This window comes from Sphingomonas sp. FW306-05-A (assembly GCF_058782275.1).
Genome location: NZ_JBYSXN010000002.1, coordinates 1,352,683 through 1,377,038 on the forward strand (window position 1 = coordinate 1,352,683; position 24,356 = coordinate 1,377,038).

Below are 24,356 nucleotides of genomic sequence, written 5' to 3' on the forward strand. Positions count from 1 at the left end.
CCGATGCTTCGCCTTATGCTCGCAGCGTTCGTCTCGCTGCTGATCGCGGCCCCTGCGTCCGCCGACCGGATCAAGGATCTCGGCGGGTTCCAGGGTATCCGTACCAACCAGTTGACCGGCTACGGCGTGGTGGTCGGGCTGCCGGGCACGGGCGACGACAATCTCGAATATACCATCCAGTCGATGAAGGCAGTGACGTCACGCTTCGGGCTGCAGCTCCCCGCGAACGTCAATCCCGGCCTCAAGAACACGGCGGTCGTGATGATCACCGCCGAATTGCCCGCCTTCGCCAAGCCCGGCCAGAAGCTCGACATCACCGTCGCGTCGATGGGCAAGGCCAAGAGCTTGCGCGGCGGCGCGCTGATCCTGACGCCGCTGCAAGGCGCGGACGGACAGATCTATGCGATGGCGCAGGGCAATCTCGCGGTCGGCGGTCTCGGTGCCGAGGGCAAGGACGGATCGCAGATTGTCATCAACATCCCCTCGACCGGCCGCATTCCCGAAGGCGCGACGGTCGAGCGCGCGGTCAAGACCGGGTTCGAAAACACGCCCGCGCTGACTTTCAACCTGGCGCGCGCCGACTTCACCACCGCGCAGAACGTCGCCGGGTCGATCAACGCGCGCTTCGGCAACGGTGTGGCGCAAGCGGTCGACGCGGTGTCGGTATCAGTCCGCGCACCGATGGGTGGCGACGTGCGCGCAACGTTGATGAGCGAGATCGAGAACCTCAGCGTCGTCTCGGCCGAGCCATCCGCCAAGGTCATCGTCAACGCGCGTACGGGCACCGTCGTGATCAATTCCGCGGTCCGCGTCAGCACGGCTGCGATCACCCACGGCAAGCTCACCGTTCGCATCGACGAGAACGAACGGATCAGCCAGCCCGCGCCGTTCAGCCAGGGCCAGACCGCCAAGGCACAGAAATCGGGCGTCTCGGTCGATGAAGAGAAGCGCCCGATGTTCCTGATCTCGCCCGGTCCGAAGCTGTCCGACGTGGTCAAGGCGATCAACGCGATCGGCGCGTCGCCGGCCGATCTGGTCGCGATCCTCGAGGCGCTCAAGGAAGCGGGATCGCTGAAAGCGGAGTTGATCGTCTTGTGAGTGACGTTCCTGCCCTCCCCCCGGTCAACGCGCCCTCGGCCGTCGGTGGTATCGCGACCGATACCAGCCGGCTGTCGAACCGTGCCAATCTGGAAGCGGCGGGCAAGAAGTTCGAAGCGGTGTTCACCGGCATGATGGTCAAGGCGATGCGCTCGACGCATCTTGCCGAGGACGGCCTGTTCGCGTCCAAGGGCATGGATACGTTTAAGGAAATGCAGGACACGCAAGTCGCGCAGAACATGGCCGCACACGCCCCGCTCGGCATCGGCAAGGCGATGACGGAGTTTCTGGCAAAGTCTCAGGCAGGCGTTGAAGCCGGACTGGCGAAGTCGACTACCCCCGCCCCCGCCGCAGCAGATGAGGGCAAGACGCCATGAGCGACATGCTGAGCATCGGCGCGAGTGGCGTCCGCGCGTATCAGACCGCGTTGAGCACCGTGTCGGACAACATCGCGAACGTAGCGACGCCGGGCTATGCCAAGCGTACGTCGACCCTGTCGGAGATCGAGCCCGCCACCGGATTGCATTCCGGTGGCGTTGCGGCGACCGGACAGGGTGCCGTTGTTTCGGGGCTTACACGCTCCGCAGACGTGTTGCGCGATGCCGATGTCCGCACTGCCGGATCGGATCTGGCACGCAGCGAAACCAGCGTTGCCTGGCTCGGTCGGATCGAGACCGCGCTGACCGGCAATCAACTGGGTGACCGGCTGACCGGCTTCTTCAACGCATCCAAGACGGTGGCCGCAGACCCGACCGCCACCACGCCGCGCAGCGCGATGCTTGAGCAGGCAAGTGCGGTTGCGGGCGCATTCCGTGCGACGGGCAAGGCGCTCGACCTGCTGGATGCCAATCTCGATGCGACCGCGTCGGCTGCCGTGACGACGCTCAACGCACTCGGCAGCACGCTTGCCAAGGTCAACGAGGGGATCGCGCGAACCAAGGGCGGATCGGCTGCAGCGGCGTCGCTGGCCGACCAGCGCGATTCGATCCTTGAGCAGATGAGCGCGATCAGCAACGTCTCGGTCTCGATCGACGACTATGGCCGTGCCACGGTCAAGCTTGGCGATGCGGGCGGGCCGACGTTCGTCTCCGGTCCGCAATCCGATTCCTTGCAGGTCGCACGGGGCACCGACGGGATGATCGCGTTCACGCTCCAGCGATCGCAGTCGACCGTCAGCCCGTCGGGGGGGGCGCTTGCGGGCGTGGTCGAGGCTGGCCAGCGAATTTCGGACACGCGCATCAATCTCAACACGATCGCAACCGCCTTCGCCAACGACGTCAACGCGGTTCAGACCGGCGGCGAGGATCTCGATTCCAAGGCCGGGGCCGCGCTGTTCGAGATCGGTACCAATCCGACCGACATCACCGTCAAGCTCACCGACCCGCGTGGCATCGCCGCAGCAGACGCCGGCAAGGGCCCGCGCGACAACGGCAACCTCGGCAAGCTCGATGCGCTGCGCACCAGCGGCGCATTCGAGGGCAAGACCACCGCGCTCGTGTCGAGCAATGCCTCGGCGCTCGCTGCACGCAAGCAGGTAGCGCTGGCGCAGGGCGCGATGCGCGACAATGCGGTGTCGGCGCGCGATGCCGTCTCCGGCATCAACCTCGACAGCGAGGCGGTCGATCTGCTGCGCTTTCAGCAAGCCTATCAAGCCTCGAGCCGCGTGATCCAGGTTGCCAAGGACACGCTCCAGTCGATTCTCGACATCCGCTAGCCCCGAACCGGACCCGCTCATGCAAATCGGCACCAGCCTGTTCTTTGATCGCACCTCGTCGCAGATGACCAATCTGTCGGCGCAGACGAGCACGCTCAACACACAGATCGCGACCGGCAAGAAGCTGAGCGCCCCGTCGCAGGATGTGGTCGCCTACAACCGGCTGGCGTCGATCAAGCAGGCCACCGCGGACCAGGCGGCCTATGCGGGCAACACCAGTCTCGCCAAATCCCTGTTGCAGCAATCCGATTCAACGCTGACGCAGGTTTCGACGCAATTGCAGCGCGCGTCCGAACTAACGCTCCGCGCCAATACCGGCACGCTCAACGACGGCGATCGCAAGACGATTGCGATCGAGCTCAAGAGCATCCTCGACGACCTCGTCAACCTCGCCAATACCAGCGATGCACGCGGCCAGCCGCTGTTCGGCGCAGCAACCGGAACCAAGGCGGTGGTGCAGGGCGCGGACGGACGCGTGACGCTGGGCGGCACCGGCGAGCTGCCGGCAATTCCGGTCGGCGACGGCACGGCCGTCGCAGCGACCGACAGCGCGGAGCGCGTATTCGGCAACATCCCGACGAAGGCCGGCGGCAAGACGGACGTCTTTGCCATATTGTCCGATTACATCACCGCGCTCGACGCGGGCGGGGACATCTCGGATGCCTCGGCCACCGCGATCGACGGATTGAACGCATCGCAATCGCAGGTCAGCAACGTCCAGGGGTCGGTCGGCGCACGCGCTGCCCGACTCGACATCGTTTCGTCGCAGGCAACCGACGCCGCCGCCGCGCGCGAGAGCGATCGTACCGAGCTGGAGGACACCGATCTGTCCGCAGCGATCACCGAATTGCAGAAGCAGATGACGATCCTGTCCGCGACACAGGCGAGCTTCAGCAAGCTGAGCAGCCTGTCGCTGTTCACCTATCTGCGCTGATACTTGCCGGTGCGACGCTGTCTTGCGGCGTATGATTCCAGGTTCTCCGCTTGTTGCGGCACATCGATTAACGCCAACGCCTCGCTGGTTAACCGTTTTGCTACGGAATCGCCCTAAACCGAAAGTATAGCGGCCGATGCGGGTCGCGAGCGTCGTGCAGCAACGTTAATCGCAGCGTTTACAGGGGCATATCGCCACTCATGTTTCCCGCAATCGGCCTTGTCGTCCTGCTCGTGATGATCTTCGGGGGTTTCGCCATTACCGGCGGCGCGCTCGGCCCGGTGATGGAAGCCATTCCGCACGAAATGCTGATCATTGGCGGCGCCGCGGTCGGCGCGCTCATCATCGGCAATTCGATGAAGGAGCTGAAGGCGCTCGGCGGCGGCTTCATGAAGGTCTTCAAGGGGCCGAAGTACAAGAAGCAGGACTATCTCGACGTCATCTTCCTCGTGTCGAAGCTGATGAAGATGCTTCGTACCGAAGGGCCGATCGCGCTCGAGCCGCATGTCGAGGATCCCAAGTCGTCGGCGGTCTTCGCTGAATATCCTCGGCTGCTGTCGGATCACACGCTCATCAACCTGATCGCGGACACGTTACGGCTGGTGGTCGTGTCGTCGGGCACGCTCGACGTCCATGCGGTCGAGGACGTGATGGACAATATGATCAAGACCCACCACCACGAGGTCGAAGGCCCGCACGGGACGATCTCGAGCCTTGCCGACGCTTTGCCCGCGCTCGGCATCGTCGCCGCGGTGCTTGGCGTGGTGAAGACGATGGGCTCGATCGACAAGCCGCCTGCGATCCTCGGCGCGATGATTGGGTCGGCGCTGGTCGGCACGTTCATGGGCGTGCTGCTCGCCTACGGCATCGTCGCCCCGCTCGCCAACCGGCTGAAGCAGGTGATCGACGCAGATGGCGCCATCTATCACGTCGTGAAGCAGATCATCATCGCCTCGCTCCACGGCCACCCGCAGCCGCTGGTGATCGAAGCGGCGCGTTCGGGAATCGCGCATTCGAATCAGCCGGGCTTCGCCGAAGTCTTCGACGGCCTGCGGGCGCGGTGATGCGCGCGTTGTGCCAACTTCCCGCGAAGCTTCGGATTCTCGAGGCGTTCCTTTCGTTTGCTGCGGCAAAAAAAGGGAATCTCACGCAAAGCCGCAAAGCCGCGAAGCGGCCGGCCTCGATCATACGCCCGGTCCTAAGCCCGAACGCGAGCCGAGTAGAGACTTCTTCTCTTAGCGCCTTTGCGCCTTTGCGTGATCAATCCCTTCTTGCGACAGAAGATCTCGCACAAAGCCAAAAAGCCACGAAGTGGCGCGCATCAACGGCACGCTTCATCCAGACCCCGGATAACGACGACCGGAAGCCCTTTTTTCTTTGGGGCTTTGTGGCTTTGTGCGAAACAAACCCGCCCCGTTTTACGCGTCCGATCAGTAGCGATGCGCTCCGCGCGATGGCGGCTCTCTAATGGCCGCGCGTGCGCCGCATGGTGCCAATCAGCCACCCAAGATCATCTACAAGAAGATCTATGTCGAGGGCCACGGCGGCCATCACGGCGGTGCGTGGAAAGTCGCCTACGCCGACTTCGTCACCGCGATGATGGCGTTCTTTCTGCTGATGTGGCTGCTCGGCGCGACCAACGAGAAACAGCGCAAGGCGCTTGCGGACTATTTCTCGCCCACCCTGGTCCAGCTGAAGCAGAACAGCGCGGGATCGATGGGGCTGTTCGGTGGATCGTCGATCACCGACAAGGACAGTTACCAGCACAAGGCATCGCAGACCGGCACGCGCGCCATGACCGTTCCGATCGATGCGACCGGGGGGACGCAAGTTGGCTCGGGGCAACGCGGCACGCTTAAAGATCGCGCTGCGATGTCAGCGGAGGACCGGAAGAATTTCGAGAAGATGCGGCGCCAGGTGGCGGCTGCGATGGCATCGAGTCCGCAGCTCAAGAAGTTGTCGTCGCATGTCCGTTTCGTTCGCACGCAAAGCGGGCTGCGGATCGACCTGCTCGACGATGCGGATTATTCGATGTTCGATCTCGGCACGACGCAACTTGAACCGCGCGCGTCCGCGCTGCTTGGGCTCATCGCCGAATCGATCAAGGGCACCGCCAATCCGATCATGATCCGCGGGCACACCGATAGCCTCGGCTATGGCAATCCGCTCGCAATGAACAACTGGATGCTGTCCAGTGCGCGGGCCGAGGCGACGCGGCGACGGCTGGCGGCGGGGGGGACGCCCGAAAACCGCTTCAACCGGATCGAAGGCGTTGCCGATCGCGAGCCGATCATTCCCAATGCCCCGTCCGATCCGCGGAACCGCCGTGTTGCGATCACGCTGCTGTACCGTGCGACCGCGTTCGGCGAATGACCTAGCCGCGGGATCGGCATCGCACCGGTTGAGAAGCGCCGCGCGAACCCCTAGCTTGAGGCGGTGAGCAACACCGCCGTCACCGCCCGTATCGCCGACGGCATCGCCGCCCTTCCCGCGGCCGACTGGGATGCCTGCGCCGGTAGCGCAAATCCCTTCGTCGGCCATGCCTTCCTCTCGATCCTCGAAACCTCGGGCAGCGCGACCGCGCGCGCCGGGTGGCAGCCGATCCCGATCATCGTCGACGGCGCGGACGGGCATCCTGCCGCGATCGCTCCGGCCTATGCCAAGAGCCACAGCCAGGGCGAATATGTCTTCGACCACGCCTGGGCGGACGCGTGGGAGCGCGCCGGGGGCAGCTATTACCCAAAGCTGCAGATCGCGGTGCCCTTCTCGCCCGTTCCCGGGCCACGCCTGCTCCTGCGAGATCCCGCGCAGGCACCCGCGCTGATCGCGGCGATCGAGGCGGTCACCGACCAGCACCAACTGTCCTCCGCGCACGCGACCTTCGTCTCGCCCGAGCAACTGCCCGCGTTCGAGGCGGCGGGGTGGTTGCTGCGCGAGGGGACGCAATTCCATTGGCAGAATGACGGCTATGCCCGGTTCGACGATTTCCTCGGCGCGCTCGCCAGCCGCAAGCGGAAGGCGATCCGCAAGGAGCGTGCCGCCGCGGTCGAGGGGCTGACGATCCGCCACGTCACGGGCGCGGACATCAGCGAAGCCGATTGGGACGCGTTCTGGCGCTTCTATCAGGACACGGGCGCGCGCAAATGGGGCCAGCCGTATCTGACGCGGCGCTTCTTCACGCTGCTCGGGCAGACGATGGCGGACAAGGTGCTGCTGATCTTCGCCGAGCGCGACGGTCGCCCGATCGCGGGGGCGCTCAACCTGATCGGGGAAGAGACGCTCTACGGCCGCTATTGGGGCTGTACCGAAGAGGTGCCGTTCCTCCACTTCGAGCTGTGCTATTATCAGGCGATCGACGCCGCGATCGCGCGCGGATTGCGGACGGTCGAGGCGGGCGCGCAAGGGGAACACAAGCTCGCGCGCGGCTACGTCCCCGTGCCGACCTGGTCCGCGCATTACATTCCCGACCGCAACTTCCGCCGCGCGATCGCGGACTTCCTCGCGCGCGAACGCGAGTCGGTCGAGGCGGATCAGGAGTATCTCGGCGAACTGACCCCGTTCCGCCGCGGCTGACTCAGAACGCGGGGCTCAGAACGGGGCGGGCATCGGGCGCGAACGCAGGCGGAGCGACTCGTCGCTGACCTTGATCCCGGGTGCTCCGTGATCGACGCGGAACAGCACGCTCGTCCCGTCGCGCCAGATCGGCACCAGCCCTTCGTTGAAGCGCTGGTCATAGGGCGGCGGGCGGATCAGCCAGACGTAATCGAACGCGTCGCGCGGGAATCGCGCCATCGCCATGTTGATCGGGCGCCACCATTCGCGCGGGCATTGCACGCTCGTCACGATCTGCGACGGATCGTGCGCGAAGCGGCGCGCGGGCAGATAGCGCGTGGTCAGCAACTGTGCGCCCGCCATTGACCATTGGTCGTTGGTATAGGCGAGCCGCCGCTCCAGCGCGATTGCGGGGAGATGCTCGAGCCGGCTCATCACCCACGGATTCCCGCATTGCTCGCCGACGAACGAGATCAGCCGCGCGCCGATCGGGACGCGGTCGAGCGCCTTCAGTTCGCGGTCGTAATCGTTGGCGAACATCCAGAAGCTGACCGTCGTCGCGCCGGTCCGCGCGAGCACGAAGGCAAGCCCCAAGGCAGCCAAGGTTGCACTGCCGCGCATCGACAGGCCGGGCTTGGGACGGAGCGCGATCACCGCAACCCCCAGCATGAACGGTGCAAGCCGCATGTCGGCATAAGCCGAGCCGAACACGATGCGCGGCAGCAAAATGTAGACGAGCAGCAGAAAGAGAGCCGATAACAACAGATTACGCGAATACTGGATGCTCGGGTCGCGAATGCCCTTGAACAGGATCAGCAGGACGACCGCCATCGACGCGATGTCGAAGGTCATCCAGCGATCCTTGAACGTCATCGTCAGCCAGCGCAGCTTGGCGCGCCAGTCGAACCAGTCCGCGGTCTGCCCGGTGACATGGTCACCGCTACGCCACACCACCATCGCAACCAGCGGCAGCGCGAGTGGAAGGCAGCCAAGTCCAGCGTAAAACACCGCCTTTACCCAGCTTTTTACGCCACGTTCACCGCGCGTATCGTGCTGGCGGATCAGTTCGCCCGAGAAGGCCAAGACACCGAGCACACCCCAGCCGAACGTGTGACACACCCACAAAGCGCAGGAAAACGGCACGAAGATCGCCGTGCGCAACCGCAACCGCCCGAGCCGCCCTAGCCTGAGCCACAACGCATAGGCGTTGAGCGCGATCGCCATCGACAGCGCGAAGTTCACGAAGCCGAACTGGATCGGATAGCTGTAGGCAATCGGGAGCGCGAACAAGGCGGTCGGCGGAATCCGACCGTGAACTTCGCGCGCGATCCACAGATAGCCCGTTACGATCAGCAACGGGATCGTCATGACGATCAGCTTGACCGCGAGTTCAAGCCCGAACAGCTTGGACAAGGGGATGACGAGGATGTCGATCCCGAGATTGCCGATCAACTGCCAGCTGAAATTATACCAGTTTCCGAGCCACGGATGGTCGCCGATCGAGAGCTGAACGCGGTAGCGGCCCATGTGCCCGGGCAGATCGACCAGCGGCGCAATTTCCGGACGCAGCAACGGGATCAGCGCGACGAGCGCCATCACGGCCACGAACGTGCGCGTCTGCCACCAGTGAAGCGGTCCGGTATCCCCCTGCATCCCGGGCCCTTACCGCGCCCGTCCGGGTCGAGACAAGCCGCGTTCGTCGCGGTTGCCCCGGTCCTTGGCCGTGGTCGAATGCCGTGGCATCAATACATGTGCTGCCCGCCGTTGATGCTCAGCGTCGATCCGGTGACGAAACCGCCCTCTTCCGAGCACAGGAACGCCACGCCGCGCGCGATTTCGCTCGCTTGCCCGAGCCGGCCGACCGGGATTTTGGCGACGATCTTCTCGAGCACATCGGCGGGGACCGCGGCGACCATGTCGGTGTCGATATAGCCCGGCGCGATCGCATTGACCGTCACCCCGGCACGCGCGCCTTCCTGCGCGAGCGCCTTGGTGAAGCCGTGGATGCCCGATTTGGCGGCGGCATAATTGACCTGGCCATATTGACCGGCCTGCCCGTTGATCGACCCGATGTTGACGATCCGCCCCCATTTGCGGTCACGCATCCCCGGGAACACGCCCTTGGCCATGTTGAAGCAACCGCCCAGATTGGTGTCGATCACCTCTTTCCACGCCTGGTAGCTGAGCTTCATGATCGTGCCGTCGCGCGTGATGCCCGCGTTGTTGACGAGCACGTCGATCGGTCCGAGCTGCTCGGCGACCTGCGCGCAGCCCGCCTGGCATGCGTCGTAATCCGACACGTCCCATTTGAACGCCGCGATCCCGGTGCGTTCGGTGAAGGCACGCGCGCGATCGTCATTCCCCGCATAATTGGCGGCGACGGTCATCCCGGCATCTTTCAACGCAAGGCTGATAGCCTCGCCGATACCGCGGGTGCCGCCGGTTACGATCGCGACGCGTGCCATGCATACTCTCCTGGTGGATCTTTTAGTCCCACGCCCTTGCTATGCCGGGTTGGCCCAGCCTTCAAGTTCGCGTGAGAGTAAAGTGCGCAACATTTTGATACCGATATCACCGGCGTTAAGGCACGGAATATAGGCAAAATGCGTACCGCCCTTCTCCTCGAAGCTCTCGCGTCCGCGGATCGCGAGTTCCTCGAGCGTTTCCAGGCAGTCCGCCGAAAAGCCCGGCGCGAAAATCGCGACCTTCTTTACGCCCTTCGCGGGTAGCTCCTCGAGCGTCATGTCGGTCGCGGGTTCGAGCCATTTGGCCGGGCCGAAGCGCGACTGGAACGACACGATCAACGGCTTGCCGAGCCGTTCGCCGAGCAACCGTCCGGTTTTCTGGCAATGGCAATGATAGGGGTCCCCCAGTTCCAGCGTGCGCTTGGGCATGCCGTGGAAACTGGCGATCAGCGCGTCGGGCTCGAAATCGAGTGCCGCAACGCCCGCTTCGATCGATTGCGCGAGCGCCTCGATATAGGCGGGTTCGTCATGATAGGGCGGGAGCGTGCGCAGCGCCGGCTGCCAGCGCATTTTCGCCAGTTCGGCGAACGCCTTGTCGTTGGCGGTCGCGGTCGTCGCAGCGCAATATTGTGGATAGAGCGGCGCGATCAAAATGCGGTCACACCCTGCGTCCTTCATCGCCTGCAACCGATCACCGATCGCGGGCTTCCCGTAGCGCATCGCCCAGTCGACCACCACGTTCGGCCCGAATGCGCCCTGGAGCGCGTTGCTCTGCGCCTTGGTGATCGCGGCGAGCGGCGAGCCGTCCTCGGTCCACACCATCGAATAGGCATGCGCCGACTTCTTAGGGCGGGTATTGAGGATGATCCCGCGCAGGATCGGCTGCCACAGCAAGGGCGGGATCTCGACCACACGCCGATCCGACAGGAATTCGCCGAGATAGCGTTTGACCGAGCGGACGTCGGAGCCATCGGGCGTGCCGAGATTGGTCAGCAACACGCCGATCCGGCGTGGCTTTACCGGCGGATGACCGGCGGGGAGAACAGCTTGCATCACTTGGATCCCGGAACGAGCGGCAGACCGCGCAGACGATAGCCCGTAGCGGCTTGCAGCGCATTGGCAATCGCAGGCGCAACCGGCGGGACCGCGAGTTCGCTGACGCCGCCCGGATCGGCCTCGCTCGAGATGAGCTCGACCGTGATATCGGGCGTGCCGGCAAGCCGCGGCAAGCCGAGATCGTTTAGCCTGCGCGTATCGGGCATCCCCCGCGTGATGCCGATCGATTCGCCGATCGCTGCGGCCATGCCAAACAGCAACCCGCCCTCGATCTGCTGGCGGACCAGATCGGGGTTGATCTGCCGCCCGCAATCGACCGCGGCGACGATCCGGTCGACGCTGACCGCGCCGCCCTCCCCGACATGTGCTTCGACCAGCACCGCGATATGGCTGCCGCGGAAGCTGTGGCAGGCGATCCCCTGCCCGCTCCCGGCGATCCCGCCTTCCCAGCCGCCGAGCGACGCCGCGGTCGACAGGCAGCGCGCAAGCCGCGGATTGCCGCCGAGCATCCCGATCCGGAACGACAGCGCCTCGGTCCCGCTGAGATGCGCGAGCTCGTCGAGGAAACATTCGGTGAAGAAGGCGGTGTAGCTGTGGGCGCCCGAGCGCCAATGCCCGGTCGGTACGCCGATCTCGGCGGGGTGATGATCGATCGCATAAGCGGGTATGCGATAAGGGGGTGCGGCACCCGCCACCGCATAGCGGTCTCCAGCGGGCGCAAGCGCCTGGGTGGCGCGGAACCCCGCGTCGTGCGCGAACAGACGGGCGGCGATCTCCTGCCCAGTCGCGGGCGCAGCGATCCGCGCGCGCCAGCCGAGGATCCGGCCATCGGGACCGAGCCGCGCCGCCATCCGTGCCATCGCGGGCGGGCGGAAGCGATCATGAAGCAAATCCTCAACGCGCGACCAGGTGAGTTGCACCGGGCGCTTGAGCGTTACAGCAAGCACCGCCGCCTGCTCCGCGCAAAGGTGATCGAGGTTCGCGCCGAACGATCCGCCGATCAGCATCGGATGGATGATGACCTTTTCGGCGGCGAGCCCGGTTGCCGCCGCGGCAGCATCGCGCGCCATCGCGGGCGCGAGCGTCGGGAGCCACAGTTCGAGCCGTCCGTCGGTAAAACGGGCGGTCGCGCTCATCGTCTCGATTGCGGCGTGGGCGGCGAGTCCGGCGCGATAGTCAGCGGTGACCGGGCGCGCGGCGTCGAGCACCGCCTCCACGTCGCCGACCGTTTCGATCCGCTGGCCCGGCGCATCGAGCGCGGCGCGGAGCGCGGCGTCGATCGTTGCGCTGGTGACGACGGTCCCGCGCGTCTCGAACCGCGGGGCGAGCGCGTCGAGCGCGCGATTGGCGGCCCACCAATTGTTGCCGATCGCCGCGACCCAGCGATCGTTGGTGACGACCTGCAGCACGCCCGGAATGCGGTCGGCCGCGGCACGATCGACCCGCAGCAGTTTCGACTCGCCGATCGGTCCCTGCCGGATGCTTGCGAAGACCATGTCGGGCAACCGGACGTCGCCCGTGAAATTGGCCGATCCGTCGACCTTGGACGGCGCATCGAGCCGCGGCAGCGACTGGCCCGACAGGCGGCTGTCATCCTGGTTGATCCGCATCGGCAGCGCATCGGGAAGCGTCCCGCCCGCGGCTTCGGCGGCGAGATCGGCGAAACGGAGGCGGTCGGTGCCGTGGACGACGAAACCCGCCTTGGTGTCGCACGCCTGCCAGTCGATGCCCCAGCGCGCGGCGGCGACCTTGCACAACAGCACGCGCGCGGCGGCGCCCGCCTGGCGCAGATCGTCCTCGAATGCGCGGACCGAACTCGACCCGGCGGTGAGCATCATCCCGATCCGCACCGCATGCACATCGCGCCAGCGCGCCGCGAGCGTGGTGGTGGTGGTCTCGAACAGCTCGTTCGCGCCGAGCGGATTGGCGTAGAGCGGGTTGAGCGGCGCTGGCTCGACCGCGACGGCGCGCCAGTCCGCGCCGAGTTCGTCCGCGACGATCTGCGGTAGCGCTGTGTAGACGCCTTGGCCATGCTCGGCCTGCGGCACAGCGACCGTGACGTGCCCGTCGTCGCCGATCTTGATCCACGCGCCGAAGACGGTCTCGCCCTTGTCCGCGGTGAGGTTCGGGAGATACCGCCGCGGCCACACCGCCCACGCCAGCACCAGACCGACGCCCGCGCCGCCACCGATCAGCAACCCGCGGCGGGTGACTCCGCCGGACGATTGGGATGGGGGAAGACGTTTGCGCATCGCGGTTGCTGTATCGTGCCGATCGGGCGGGGGAAAGCGCGCGGCGCACGGGGCGGGGGTTGCGGCGTCCTTGCCCCTTCCCGTCATCCCCGCGCAGGCGCGAGTTCTGCAAACCGTCCGTCATCCTGAACTCGTTTCAGGATCCAGCCCTCCACGAGTTCGGACTATGCCTGTTGCGCGGTGGATGCTGAAACAAGTTCAGCATGACGGCAGCTTTTGGAGCGAAGGGTGACCATCACGCCCCCGCACCGTTTCGCGTTATGCCACCACTCCCGTCTGCGCCCCGGCCTGCTCCCCCTCCACCAGCGCGCGATAGGTCGTACGCAAACTGACCTTGTCGATCTTCTCCGTCCCCAGCCGCGGCAACGGCGAATCGACGATCCAGATCCGTTGCGGCACCTTGAACGCGGCGACGTGCGCGAACAGGAACGCGCTCAGTTCGTCGGTACTGACGCGCGAATCCGCGCGCACCTGGACGACTGCGCCCGGGACTTCCCCCAAGCGTTCGTCGGGCAGGCCGAACACCGCCGCCTCCGCCACCGCGGGATGCTGGTAGATCGCCGCCTCGACTTCCTGACACGAAATGTTCTCGCCGCCGCGGATGATGATGTCCTTCTTGCGATCGACGATGAACAGATAGCCGTCCGCGTCGAGGTAGCCGACGTCGCCGGTCAGGAAATAACGGTCGGCGGTGAAGGCGGCGGCGGTCGCATCGGGGCGGCCATAATATTCGCGGAAGTTGCAGATCGAGCGAATGCCGACCTCACCGCGCTGCCCCTGCGCAACCGGCCGCCCGAAATCGTCGAGGATCGCCAGGTCGACCAGCGGCGCGGACGGACGCCCTGTGGAGTTGGGCTTGTCGAGGTAATTGTCGCGGAAATTGCCGCATCCGATCCCGTTGGTCTCGGTCAGGCCGTAGCCGAGCAACGGCTTTGGCCCGCCCATCTCGTCCGCGATCCGGCGGACATGCTCGACCGGGCGCGGGGCACCGCCCGCCGCGAAATCGGTGACGCTCGACAGGTCGTAGTCGGCGCGGTTGGGGTGCGTCAGGATCTCGAAGCTCATCAGCGGTACACCGACGAAATAGGTGACATGCTCGGCCGCGATCAACCGCATCGCCTCCTCGGCGTCCCATTTGGGCATCAGCACCAGTTTGCGCCCCATCGCAAAGCTCTGGAGGAACACCGGGACCTCCGCCGTGACGTGGAACAGCGGCACGTTGAGCAGAGTCGCGGGCTGGCCGTCGGGTGGGCTGCCGTCCTGCGTCGCGATGCTGAGCATCATCAGCGCCTGTGCCAGATAATTGTACACGCCCTGCGTCACCGCGCGATGATCACTGATCGCGCCCTTCGACTGGCCGGTCGAGCCCGAGGTGAAGAGGATCGTCGCGGGGTCCGTCGGGCTGACGACGGGCAGCTCGACCGTCGCGGGATCCAGCCCGGCGAGCGCCTGCTTGAGCGGCAGACTGTCGTCGATCGTGACCGTGGGAACGCTGAGCGCGCCGATCGCGCACATGCGGCGGCCGCGCGCGGGATCGGCGAAGACGAGGCTGCATTCGACATCCGCCATCGCGGCGCCAAGCTCCTCGGCCTGCCACCAGCCATTGAGCAGCGTTGCCACGCCCCCCGCCATCACGATCCCCATGTACAGCACGATCCACGAAGGCGAGTTGCGCATCGCGATACCGACACGCTTGCCAGGAACAATGCGATACCGTGCGACCAGCGCCTGCGCGACGCACTGCGCGGCGGCATGGACCTGCGCGAAGGTCAGCCGTTCCTCGCCCGCGACGAGAAAGATCTTGTCGGCGTGTTCGGCACAGTAATGTGCAAAATAGGGAGGCAGTGTCTGGGGCACACCGGTAATGATCGGCAGCTCCTGCCCATCCACCGAAACGCGCCCCACCGCCAACGGCCCCTCCGGTCCGGTCAACGCAGCAAGGGTCGCATCCATGCGGCCGTCCAATATGCTCGGCATCTCATCCTCCGTTATGTCTTGTCGCTTGGTCTTGTCGCCAGACGCCAGTATGGAGGCGCAAATCCCGGGGGAAAAGCCTTGATCCTGACTGCCGCCCTGCCCCTGCTCGCCGATGCGACGAATGCCGCCACCGCCGCCGTATCGGGCGGTCACCTGCGGTTCGAGGACCTGCATCTCGACCCGGTCGCGCTCGACCTCGGGTTCTTCCAGATCAAATGGTATTCGCTGGCGTATATCACCGGGATCCTGGTCGGCTGGTGGTATCTGCTCAAGCTGATCGCGCAGCCCGGCAGCCCGATGGCGCGGCGGCATGTCGACGATCTGGTGTTCTACGCGACGCTCGGGATCATCCTCGGCGGGCGGCTCGGTTATGCGATCTTCTATTCGCCCGACATGCTGCTCAGCCCGTGGCGGCTGATCCGGCTGTGGGACGGGGGCATGTCGTTCCACGGCGGGATGATCGGCACGTCGATCGGGATCATCCTGTTCGCGCGCAAGGAAAAGCTCGATTGGCTGCGAATCCACGATTATCTCGCGTGCGCGGTGCCGTTCGGGCTGTTCTTCGGGCGGATGGCGAATTTCATCAACGGCGAGCTGTGGGGCAAGCCGTCCAACGTTGCCTGGGCGATCATCTTCCCGCGTACCGGCAATGATGTGCCACGCCATCCGAGCCAGCTGTACGAGGCGGGGCTTGAAGGGATCGCGCTGTTCGCGATTCTGTGGTTCGCCTTCTGGCGGACCAAGGCGCGGTATGAGCCGGGCAAGCTCGTCGGGCTGTTCCTGCTTGGCTATGGCCTCGCGCGCTTCACGGTCGAGTTCTTTCGCGAACCCGATTCGCAGTTCAGCGGCACTTTCTTTGCGACGACGATCCACATGGGGCAGCTGCTGACGCTGCCGATGATCATCGGCGGGCTGTACCTGATCGCGACCGCAAAGGGCCGTCGCCAGCGCGTCGTGCCGATCGCGGGGGATGTGAGCGTCGCCTGACGCCTCCGACATCCCCGCCTGCGTGGGGATGACGAGCATGGGAGGGTCGTCCCCCCTCCACCACGCTTGCGGCCCGCGCCGTAGCGAGGCATGGCGCGCCGACGATGACCGACGATACCTCGAACACTCCCGAAGCCCCGCTCGCCGACCGACTCGCCCGCGCGATCACGCTCGCCGGGCCGATCTCGATCGCGCAGTTCATGGCGGCGGCTAACCAGCATTATTATGCGACGCGCGATCCGCTCGGTACGGGTGGCGACTTCACCACATCGCCCGAAATCAGCCAGATGTTCGGCGAGCTGATCGGGCTGTGGAGCGCCGACCTGTGGGATCGCGCCGGACGCCTCGCCGCGGCGTGGGTCGAGCTTGGCCCAGGGCGAGGCACGCTGACGCAGGACGCATTGCGCGCGGGCGGCAAGGCGGGGTTCGCGCCGCCGGTGCATTTCGTCGAGACCAGCCCCGTGCTCCGCGCCGTGCAGTCCGAGCGCGTTGCCCATGCGCAGTGGCACGATTCGATCGACACGCTGCCAACCGATCGCCCGCTGATTGTCATCGCCAACGAATTCTTCGACGCGCTCCCGATCCGTCAGCTCGTCAAGGGCGCGGGCGGCTGGTTCGAGCGACTGGTCGCGTGCCAGGACACGCTGTTCCTCCCGATCGCGGGCAAGCAGGTGCCCGAAGGCGTCATTCCCGAGGCACTCCGCGACACTGCCAATGGCGCGGTGATCGAAACGTCGCCCGCGAGCGTCGCGATTTTGCGCGGTCTTGCGCAGCGGATCGTCGCGCAGGGCGGCGCGCTGCTGATCGTCGATTACGGCTATAACGGCCCCGCGATCGGCGACACGCTGCAGGCGGTGCGCGGGCATGCCTTCGCCAATCCGTTCGATGCGCCCGGCGAGCAGGACCTGACCGCGCATGTCGACTTCGGCACGCTCGGCGCGGCGGCGCTGGTCGAGGGCGCGCGGGTCGAGGGCCCGGTCGACCAGGGTGCGTTCCTGACCGCGCTCGGGATCGACGCCCGCGCGACCGTGCTGGCGCAGGCATCGCCAGAGCGGGCGGACGGCATCGCCGCGGACAAGGCGCGACTGACCGAGGCGATGGGGACGCTGTTCCAGGTGCTCGCGGTCAGTGCGCCCGCCTGGCCCGAACCGGCAGGGTTCGCATGATTCAGTATCGCGACGCTCGCACGATCGATGGTCCTGCGCTCGCCGCGATGGCGCGGGAGTCGTTCACCGAGACGTTCGGCACGCTGTACGATCCGAAGGATCTGGGCGCGTTCCTCGACGAGGCGTTCGGCCCCAACGGACTGCCATCGCAACTGTCCGACCCCGATTTCGCGATCCGGCTCGCGCTCGACGACGGCAGGATCGTCGGCTTCGTCAAGATGGGCCCGGTCACCTTCCCCGGCGAATGGCGCCCGGATGCGATCGAACTGTACCAATTCTATGTGCTGAGCCCGTGGCATGGCACCGGCGTCGCGCAGGAAATGATGGCGTGGGCGCTCGACCATGCGCGCAGCCACGGCGCGCGCGAAGTGATCCTCAGCGTCTATGTCGACAACCACCGTGCGCACCGCTTCTACGAACGCTATGGTTTCCGCGACATCGGGCGGATCGCGTTTCGCGTGGGGACGACGGTGGACGACGACAATCTGATGCGGCTGGTGCTGTGAGTAGCGTTCCCGTGATTCGTGCCAGAACGCTGGAAGGCGTCGCACACGGCTTTCTTGGACGCGAGGGCGGCGTTTCGACCGGGATCCACGCCGGGCTCAACGTCGGGATCGGGTCGGACGACGATGCGGTCGCGGTCGCGGAAAACCGCGCGCGTGCGACCACGGCGGTGCTGCCGGGTGCGAAGCTCGTCACGTTGTATCAGGTGCATTCGGGCGACTGCATCACTGTAACCGCGCCGTTCGAAGTCGATCGGCCGCGCGCGGATGCGCTGGTGACCGATCGGCCCGGCCTCGCGCTCGGCATCCTGACCGCGGATTGCGCGCCTGTCCTCTTCGCGGATGTCGAAGCAGGCGTGGTCGGCGCGGCGCACGCCGGATGGAAGGGCGCGATCGGGGGGGTGACCGATTCGACGATCCTCGCGATGGAATCGCTTGGTGCGCGCCGCGACAGGATCGCCGCTGCGATCGGCCCGTGCATCGCGCGCGCAAGTTATGAAGTCGACGACGCCTTCGCGCGGCGTTTCGAGCAGGACGACCCTGCCAACGAACGCTTCTTCGCGCCCGCCCGCGCAGGGCATCACCAGTTCGACCTCGAGGCCTATGTCGCCCAGCGGATCGCCAGCGCGGGCGTGACGCGGATCGCCGCGCTTGGGCTCGATACCTATGCCGACGAAACGCGTTTCTTCAGCTTCCGTCGCGCGACGCATCGCGGCGAGCCCGGCTATGGGCGGCAGATTGCATTGATCGGTCTCTGCGCGGAGACCGACCGCGCCTGATGGGGGTGATGACGTTCCTCCACCCGTTGGTTTTGAGCGTAGTGGAGCGACGGTCGAGGAAACGGGGAGCAATCGCCCGCAATCTTCTGTCTCTCTACTGGGCCCCGGCCTGCACCGGGGAAGCGCAAGGGAGACGCGGCCGCGCTTGCCAGATCTCCTTTCCTGGCGAAGGCCGGGGCCCAGCAGCGAAGGTGGAGGAAAACGAGGCGCAATCGCCTGCAATCTTCTGTCTCTCTCCTGGGCCCCGGCCTGCGCCGGGGAAGCGCAAACGCGGCGAGCCCGAGTTCGACTTCGCTCGAAACGAACGGATTACAGGGTGGAATCCTTTCACGGACGCGTGGCATGGTATCAAATGACACTATCCCGCGTTACGGAAGAGCATAATTCAGTAAGGCAGGATGTTTTCATGGCGCAGACCCCCATCACTCCGACCGACGCGATCGGCGAGGACGAAGCCGACCTGACCGGTGTCGCCCCACGTACCAAGCCCAAGCCCTCGGTCGAGAAGATCGGGGATCGCAAGCTCAAGCCGTCGACGCTGATGATGGGCCACGGCTATGATCCGATGCTGTCGGAAGGGTCGCTGAAGCCCCCGATCTTCGCGACCTCGACCTACGTGTTCCCGAACGCCGCCGCGGGCAAGCGCCATTTCGAAGGCGTGACCGGCAAGCGCCCCGGAGGATCGCAGGGCCTCGTCTATTCGCGCTTCAACGGCCCGAACCAGGAAATCCTCGAGGATCGTCTTGGCGTGTGGGAAGAGGCGGAGGACGCGCTCGTCTTCTCGAGCGGCATGTCGGCGATCGCAACGCTGTTCCTGTCGATGGTCAAGCCCGGCGACACGATCGTGCATTCCGGCCCGCTCTATGCCGCGACCGAGACGCTGATCGCGCGCATCCTGGGGCGCTTTGGCGTCAACTGGCTCGATTTCCCGGCGGGTGCGACCCGCGAGGAAATCGACGCGGTGATGACCAAGGCCGCCACCGGTAACGTTGCCTTGATCTATCTCGAAAGCCCCGCCAACCCGACCAACGCGCTGGTCGACATCCAGGCCGTCGCGGCGAGCCGCGATGCGATCTTCACCGGCGACACCAAGCCGCCGATCGCGATCGACAACACGTTCCTGGGGCCGTTGTGGCTCAAGCCGCTCGAGCATGGCGCGGACATCGTCGTCTACTCGCTCACCAAATATGCCGGCGGGCATAGCGATCTGGTCGCGGGCGGCGTGCTTGGTTCGAAGGAGCACATCAACACGATCCGGTTAATGCGCAACACGATCGGCACGATCTGCGACCCCAACACCGCATGGATGCTGATGCGCAGCCTCGAGACGCTCGAACTGCGCATGAGCCGCGCGGGTGAGAATGCGGTCAAGGTCTGCGGCTTCCTGCGCAGCCATCCCAAGGTCGAACGCGTCGGCTATCTCGGCTTCCTGGCGGATTCGCCGGGGATGGAGCGCCAGGCCGATATCTATGCGCGGCATTGCACCGGCGCGGGCTCGACCTTCTCGCTGATCGTCAAGGGCGGCGAGAAGGAAGCATTCGCCTTCCTCGACGCGCTCAAGATCGCCAAGCTCGCGGTCAGCCTTGGCGGGACCGAGACGCTCGCGTCGCACCCTGCGGCAATGACGCATCTGTCGGTGTCGGACGAGCGCAAGCAGGCGCTGGGCATCACCGACAATCTCGTCCGCATCTCGATCGGGGTCGAGGATCCGGACGATCTGATCGCGGATTTCGCCCAGGCACTCGATTCGATCTGACGCGTTGTTCAGCCATTACTCAGGCGGGTGCGGATAGCCGCATCCGCCTGATCTTGGTGGAAGGCCAACCGACATGCGACCTATTCTGATGGCGGCGGCGACGATCGCCGCGCTTCTCCCGATCGCGGCGAGCGCCGCCGCGCCCAAGGGCGTATGGACCAACCCGCGCAAGACCGTGCGCGTCCAGTTCCAGCCGTGCGGGGATGCGATTTGCGGCAAGGTGATCGCGGCGACCCCGCAAGCAGAAGCAGACGCGCAACGTGGCGGCGGCGCGCCGCTGGTCGGTGCGATGCTGTTCCAGGACTTCCGCCAGAACGAGACGGGCCTGTGGAACGGCTCGGTGCTGGTCCCCGATCTGGGACAGACGATCACGGGGACGATCCGGCAGGTTGATGCGAATACGCTGGTCGGCGAAGGCTGCGTCTTCGCCAACATCGGGTGCCGCACGCAGACCTGGACGCGCGTGAAATAACGCTCGATCTGGCGCGCTATGGCACCAGGATCGTGTCGCGCGCCATCGGCAGCATCTCGGGATAATCGAGCGTGTAGTGCAGCCCGCGCGATTCCTTGCGTGCCAGCGCCGAGCGTACGATCAGTTCCGCAGTCTGGAGCAGGTTGCGCAGCTCGATCAGGTCGGGCGTTACGCGGAAGTGGCCGTAATAGTCGTTGACCTCCTCGGTCAGCATCCGGATCCGGTTCTGCGCGCGCTGGAGCCGCTTGGTCGTGCGCACGATCCCCACGTAATTCCACATGAAGCGGCGGATTTCGGTCCAGTTCTGCTTGATGACGACCTCTTCGTCCGAATCCTCGACCCGGCTTTCATCCCAGGCGCGGATTGGCGGGGGCACTGGAAGCTCGTCCCAATGGTCGCTGATATGCTGCGCGCATGCCTCGCCGAACACGAAGCATTCGAGCAGCGAGTTGGACGCGAGCCGGTTCGCACCGTGCAGCCCGCTCTCGCTGCACTCGCCCGCGGCATACAGGCCGGGCAGATCGGTCCGCCCGTCGAGATCGACGACGATTCCGCCGCATGTATAATGCTGCGCCGGGACGACCGGGATCGGGTCGGTCGTCATGTCGATCCCGAGCCCGAGCAGCTTCTCGTGGATGTTGGGGAAATGCTCGCGGATGAAGTCCGGCCCCTTGTGGCTGATGTCGAGGTGGACGTAATCGAGCCCGAGCCGCTTGATCTCATGATCGATCGCGCGCGCGACGACGTCGCGCGGCGCGAGTTCGGCGCGGGGGTCGAAATCGGGCATGAAGCGATAGCCGTTTTCTGGAAGCAGCAATTGGCCGCCCTCGCCGCGCACCGCCTCGGTGATCAGGAAATTCTTGACGTCGAGATTGTAGAGGCAGGTCGGGTGGAACTGCATCATCTCCATGTTGGAGACGCGGCACCCCGCGCGCCACGCCATCGCGATCCCATCCCCGGTCGCGCCACGCGGCGCGGTCGAGAAGAGATAGGTCCGCCCCGCGCCGCCGGTGGCGAGGATCGTCGCGCGCGCGGTATGAAGCTCGACCCGCCCGGTCGCGCGGTTGACCGCATAGACACCCCACACGTTGCCCGCGCCCGAATAGCGTTCCTCGTGCCGGCTGGTCGCAAGGTCGATCGCGACCATGTCGGGGACGAGCGTGATATTGGGGTGTTCGGTCGCGGCGCGCTGCAGCGCTTCCTGCACCGCCCAGCCAGTCGCATCGGCGACATGGACGATCCGGCGATGCGAATGCCCGCCCTCGCGGGTCAGGTGCAGCCCGCCGCCATTGTCGGCGGTTTCGGTCGCGAAGGGTACGCCCAGCTCGACCAGCCGCGCGATCGCGGCGGGGGCGCGTTCGACCACCATCTCGACCGTTGCGCGGTCGTTGAGTCCTGCGCCCGCGATCATCGTGTCCTCGACATGGCTCTCGAACGTGTCGCCCGCTTCATGCACCGCGGCGATCCCGCCTTGTGCCCAGGCGGTCGATCCTTCGTTGAGCTGTCCTTTGGCGAGCACGGTGACCTTGAAGCGATCCGCCAGATTGAGCGCGGCGGTCAGTCCGGCCGCACCGGATCCGATGATGAGGACGTCGGACTGCATCGCTTCTCCACTTCCTGCCCCGGCCATTGCCGTGGCGGACCGGCGTCACCCGCCTGTTGGACGTGCTGGTATCGTGGTTTGACCGCCTTGCCTAGCAGCGCGCGCCGCACCGCGCCGATACCGCTGCGCGCCGCGTCGGTCGATTGGATTTGCTACGGTACCGACTGCCGTATAGCTGCGAAATCACCTTTGGCCGTGGCGAATGACGATGACCCTTCACACCTGGTGGCTGTTCACCGGCGCGGTTTTCCTGCTGTGCGGGACGCCGGGGCCGAACATGCTCCATATCCTTTCACGCAGCGTCGAACTGGGGATGAAGCGCAGCGTCGCCGCGATGGCCGGGTGCCTGCTTGCGCTGGTGCTGGTGCTGACCGCGTCGGCGGCGGGGGTCACGACGGTGCTGCTTGCAGTCCCGGGGGCGTTCGATGTGCTGCGCTATGCGGGGGTGGCGTATCTGCTCTACCTCGGCGTCAAGGCGTGGCGCAGCAACGTGACGCCGATCGACGTCAGCGACGGCGAATTGCCCCGCACGCTATCGCTTCGTGCGCTGTTCCGCGGCGGGTTCGCGATCGGCATCAGCAATCCCAAGCTGATCCTGTTTGCCGCCGCCTTCTTTCCACAATTCGTTGATCCCGCTTTCCCCAAGCCGCCACAGTTTGCGATCCTTGTCGCGACCTTCGCGGTGCTGGAGAGCTTCTGGTACGGGGTCTATGCGCTCGGCGGGCGGTCGCTGGCGGGGTATCTCGAGCGACCGGCGGTCAAGCGGCTGTTCAACCGCGTGACGGGGGTGATCTTCATCGGCTTCGGACTGGCGCTGCTGCGGACGCGGCATTCGTGACCGGCGTGCGCAGCCCCCGCTGAGCGCGTCAGGCGTTCGCTGCCCTCGTCAAATTCAGGAACACGTCCTCCAGATCTGCCTCGCGCGTCGACACGTCGACGATGCCGTACCCGTCCGCCTGCACCGCCGCGAGCACTTCGCCCGCGTTGACCTTGTCCTTCGCGTAGGTGATCGCGAGCGTCCGCGTTCCCTTCAGCTCGATCTTCTGGAAACAGGCGTTGGCGGGCGTCACCGCGACGTCGCGGTCGACCGTCACCTCGACCATCTTCTCGGTCGCCTTCGCCAGCAGGTCGCGCGTCGGTTCGTTGGCGATCACCTTGCCGTGGTTGATGATCGCGATCCGGTCGCACAATTCCTCGGCTTCCTCGAGGTAATGCGTCGTCAGCACCACCGTCACCCCCGCCTCGTTGAGCGAGCGGACATAGGCCCAGAGTTGCTGGCGCAGTTCGATGTCGACGCCGGCGGTCGGCTCGTCGAGCACCAGCACGGGGGGCGAATGGACCATCGCCTTGGCCACCATCAGGCGGCGCTTCATGCCCCCCGAGAGCGTGCGCGCATAGGCGTTGGCCTTGTCCTCCAGATGCACCGCGCGGAGCAATTCCATCGAGCGGCGCTTCGCCTTGGGGACGCCGTACAGCCCGCCCTGGATCTCGAGCGTCTCGAACGGCGAGAAGAACGGGTCGAACAGGATCTCCTGGTTGACGATCCCGATCGACACCTTGGCGTTGCGCGGGTGCTGGTCGATGTCGAAGCCCCAGATCGACGCGGTCCCGCCGGTCTTGTTAACGAGGCCGGCGAGGATGTTGATCAGCGTGGATTTCCCCGCGCCATTGGGGCCGAGCAACCCGAAGATCTGGCCGCGCGGCACGTCGAACGACACGTCGTCGAGCGCCTGTTTGCCGCCTTTGTAGGTCTTGCTCAAATTGGCGATGGAGATGGCCGCTTCCGTCATGCCGGTTGCTGTACGGGGGTGGGGGGCTGGCGGAAAGGGGAAAACCGTATGTCGGGCACGCGTTTCCCCTTCTCCGTTCGTGCTGAGTAGCGACCGAGTAGCCCCCGCTTGGCGGCGTATCGAGGGTGCGTATCGAAGCACGGTTGCGCGCGATGTCCTTCGATACGCGCCCTCGATACGGCTTCGCCTACTCGGTCGCTACTCAGGACGAACGGGAGGTGGGTAGGAAGATCATCCCCCCACCCAAACACC

At 65.7% G+C, this 24,356-nt stretch carries 22 protein-coding genes; 15 read left to right on the forward strand and 7 right to left on the reverse strand.

The genetic code is table 11. The features are described 5' to 3' along the window. The first annotated feature begins 3 nt into the window (after positions 1-3). From AC3WJR_RS15060 to AC3WJR_RS15095, 8 genes are all read left to right on the forward strand, one after another. A complete protein-coding gene (locus tag AC3WJR_RS15060) occupies positions 4-1,098 on the forward strand; it encodes a flagellar basal body P-ring protein FlgI (protein WP_492725735.1) in 1,095 nt (364 codons plus the stop codon). Then, on the forward strand, positions 1,095-1,475 hold the full coding sequence (locus tag AC3WJR_RS15065; RefSeq protein ID WP_492725736.1) for a rod-binding protein: 381 nt from the start codon (positions 1,095-1,097) through the stop codon (positions 1,473-1,475). The genes AC3WJR_RS15060 and AC3WJR_RS15065 overlap by 4 nt, the downstream gene beginning before the upstream one ends. Next, the gene (gene flgK / locus AC3WJR_RS15070) at positions 1,472-2,812 is read left to right on the forward strand and encodes a flagellar hook-associated protein FlgK (RefSeq protein WP_492725737.1); all 1,341 of its coding nucleotides are present in this window, start codon (positions 1,472-1,474) and stop codon (positions 2,810-2,812) included. Before AC3WJR_RS15065 ends, flgK begins: the two co-directional genes overlap by 4 nt. A gap of 19 nt (positions 2,813-2,831) precedes the next feature. Then, the gene (gene flgL / locus AC3WJR_RS15075; protein ID WP_492725738.1) at positions 2,832-3,746 is read left to right on the forward strand and encodes a flagellar hook-associated protein FlgL; all 915 of its coding nucleotides are present in this window, start codon (positions 2,832-2,834) and stop codon (positions 3,744-3,746) included. A gap of 200 nt (positions 3,747-3,946) precedes the next feature. Then, positions 3,947-4,810 (forward strand): flagellar motor stator protein MotA, encoded by an 864-nt coding sequence (gene motA, locus AC3WJR_RS15080; protein WP_354278850.1) that lies wholly within the window; start codon positions 3,947-3,949, stop codon positions 4,808-4,810. After that, a complete protein-coding gene (locus AC3WJR_RS15085) occupies positions 4,807-5,214 on the forward strand; it encodes a hypothetical protein (RefSeq protein ID WP_492725739.1) in 408 nt (135 codons plus the stop codon). The genes motA and AC3WJR_RS15085 overlap by 4 nt, the downstream gene beginning before the upstream one ends. Beyond that, positions 5,214-6,119 (forward strand): flagellar motor protein MotB, encoded by a 906-nt coding sequence (locus AC3WJR_RS15090; RefSeq protein ID WP_492725740.1) that lies wholly within the window; start codon positions 5,214-5,216, stop codon positions 6,117-6,119. Before AC3WJR_RS15085 ends, AC3WJR_RS15090 begins: the two co-directional genes overlap by 1 nt. A gap of 63 nt (positions 6,120-6,182) precedes the next feature. Then, positions 6,183-7,319, forward strand: coding sequence for a GNAT family N-acetyltransferase (locus AC3WJR_RS15095; RefSeq protein WP_492725741.1), 1,137 nt, complete (start codon positions 6,183-6,185; stop codon positions 7,317-7,319). Between the two features lie 15 nt (positions 7,320-7,334). Here AC3WJR_RS15095 and AC3WJR_RS15100 read toward each other — a convergent pair whose 3' ends face one another. The 5 genes from AC3WJR_RS15100 to AC3WJR_RS15120 all read right to left on the reverse strand — a co-directional run bounded on the left by AC3WJR_RS15100 (position 7,335) and on the right by AC3WJR_RS15120 (position 15,024). Further along, entirely contained in the window at positions 7,335-8,951 is a 1,617-nt protein-coding gene (locus AC3WJR_RS15100; RefSeq protein WP_492725742.1) for a hypothetical protein, read from the reverse strand. Between the two features lie 89 nt (positions 8,952-9,040). Then, positions 9,041-9,763, reverse strand: coding sequence for an acetoacetyl-CoA reductase (phbB, locus tag AC3WJR_RS15105; protein ID WP_492725743.1), 723 nt, complete (start codon positions 9,761-9,763; stop codon positions 9,041-9,043). Positions 9,764-9,802: 39 nt separating this feature from the next. After that, positions 9,803-10,816, reverse strand: a complete 1,014-nt coding sequence (gene hemH / locus AC3WJR_RS15110) for a ferrochelatase (RefSeq protein WP_492725744.1) — start codon at positions 10,814-10,816, stop codon at positions 9,803-9,805. Beyond that, on the reverse strand, positions 10,816-13,071 hold the full coding sequence (locus AC3WJR_RS15115; protein ID WP_492725745.1) for a xanthine dehydrogenase family protein molybdopterin-binding subunit: 2,256 nt from the start codon (positions 13,069-13,071) through the stop codon (positions 10,816-10,818). The genes hemH and AC3WJR_RS15115 overlap by 1 nt, the downstream gene beginning before the upstream one ends. A gap of 258 nt (positions 13,072-13,329) precedes the next feature. After that, positions 13,330-15,024 carry a class I adenylate-forming enzyme family protein gene (locus AC3WJR_RS15120; protein WP_492725746.1) on the reverse strand — a complete coding sequence of 565 codons (1,695 nt, stop codon included), beginning with the start codon at positions 15,022-15,024 and terminating at the stop codon, positions 13,330-13,332. Positions 15,025-15,126: 102 nt separating this feature from the next. Here AC3WJR_RS15120 and lgt point away from each other — a divergent pair, with 102 nt between their 5' ends. The 6 genes from lgt (at position 15,127) to AC3WJR_RS15150 (ending at position 20,711) form a co-directional block, all read left to right on the forward strand. Further along, on the forward strand, positions 15,127-16,035 hold the full coding sequence (gene lgt, locus AC3WJR_RS15125) for a prolipoprotein diacylglyceryl transferase (RefSeq protein WP_492725747.1): 909 nt from the start codon (positions 15,127-15,129) through the stop codon (positions 16,033-16,035). Between the two features lie 104 nt (positions 16,036-16,139). After that, entirely contained in the window at positions 16,140-17,201 is a 1,062-nt protein-coding gene (locus tag AC3WJR_RS15130) for a class I SAM-dependent methyltransferase (protein ID WP_492725748.1), read from the forward strand. Further along, the gene (locus AC3WJR_RS15135) at positions 17,198-17,707 is read left to right on the forward strand and encodes a GNAT family N-acetyltransferase (protein ID WP_492725749.1); all 510 of its coding nucleotides are present in this window, start codon (positions 17,198-17,200) and stop codon (positions 17,705-17,707) included. The genes AC3WJR_RS15130 and AC3WJR_RS15135 overlap by 4 nt, the downstream gene beginning before the upstream one ends. Beyond that, positions 17,704-18,483, forward strand: coding sequence for a peptidoglycan editing factor PgeF (pgeF, locus tag AC3WJR_RS15140; protein WP_492725750.1), 780 nt, complete (start codon positions 17,704-17,706; stop codon positions 18,481-18,483). The genes AC3WJR_RS15135 and pgeF overlap by 4 nt, the downstream gene beginning before the upstream one ends. A 406-nt stretch (positions 18,484-18,889) precedes the next feature. After that, positions 18,890-20,239, forward strand: coding sequence for a cystathionine gamma-synthase family protein (locus tag AC3WJR_RS15145; RefSeq protein WP_354278838.1), 1,350 nt, complete (start codon positions 18,890-18,892; stop codon positions 20,237-20,239). Positions 20,240-20,312: 73 nt separating this feature from the next. After that, positions 20,313-20,711: a DUF2147 domain-containing protein gene (locus AC3WJR_RS15150; RefSeq protein ID WP_354278837.1), complete on the forward strand. Its 399-nt coding sequence runs from the start codon at positions 20,313-20,315 to the stop codon at positions 20,709-20,711. A gap of 16 nt (positions 20,712-20,727) precedes the next feature. Here the strand turns inward: AC3WJR_RS15150 and nadB are convergent, their stop codons facing one another. Next, on the reverse strand, positions 20,728-22,314 hold the full coding sequence (gene nadB, locus AC3WJR_RS15155; RefSeq protein WP_492725751.1) for an L-aspartate oxidase: 1,587 nt from the start codon (positions 22,312-22,314) through the stop codon (positions 20,728-20,730). A gap of 208 nt (positions 22,315-22,522) precedes the next feature. On the opposite strand from nadB, the gene AC3WJR_RS15160 reads away from it, so the two are divergent. After that, positions 22,523-23,152, forward strand: coding sequence for a LysE family translocator (locus AC3WJR_RS15160; protein ID WP_354278835.1), 630 nt, complete (start codon positions 22,523-22,525; stop codon positions 23,150-23,152). A 28-nt stretch (positions 23,153-23,180) separates the two neighbouring features. On the opposite strand, the gene AC3WJR_RS15165 is transcribed toward AC3WJR_RS15160, so the two are convergent. Further along, positions 23,181-24,104, reverse strand: a complete 924-nt coding sequence (locus tag AC3WJR_RS15165; protein WP_492725752.1) for an ABC transporter ATP-binding protein — start codon at positions 24,102-24,104, stop codon at positions 23,181-23,183. Positions 24,105-24,356: the final 252 nt, after the last annotated feature.